1 protein-coding gene is annotated in these 431 nt (G+C 72.9%); it reads left to right on the top strand.

Going from position 1 to position 431, the window contains the following annotated elements:
- Nucleotides 1-431: hypothetical protein (locus DN069_RS40470; RefSeq protein ID WP_165845711.1), on the top strand; the 431-nt coding region annotated here is incomplete at both ends.

The raw sequence follows: 431 nt of genomic DNA, 5'->3' as shown, positions 1-431 counted from the left end.
GGCCAAGGACGCGGCCCGGGTCGAGGCGGAACTCGCCAAACGCCAGAGCGACCGCCGTCGCGCCGCCGAGCAGCAGCAGCGTGAGCGCGACCGGGCGACCAAGGAGGAGGAGCGGGCCCGGCGCCAGGCCGAGACCGAAGCGCTGCGCCAGGAGGCCGAGTCACGGACCGCGGAGATCGGGGCGCACCTGGACGAACTCGATGCGGTGCTGCGGCGTCGCCCCGTGGGTCTCGAGCGTTGGCATTCGAAGATGGAGCGCCAGTTCGCATCGGAGGGGCCAGCCGGGTTGGCGGACGTGATCGAGAACCTCCTGCGCCGCTCCCCCGTGCCGTCGGGTTGCCGTGATCGGGCCGGCGCTGGTTACGCCCCCGAGTCGGCCCAGGTGCTGATCGAGGTGGATCTCCCAGCGCTGGAGATCGTGCCCCCGGTGG

Origin of the sequence: Streptacidiphilus pinicola (genome assembly GCF_003258295.1) — a bacterium.
In the GTDB taxonomy this organism is placed as follows: domain Bacteria; phylum Actinomycetota; class Actinomycetes; order Streptomycetales; family Streptomycetaceae; genus Streptacidiphilus; species Streptacidiphilus pinicola.
This window is presented reverse-complemented; position numbering and strand designations above follow the sequence as displayed.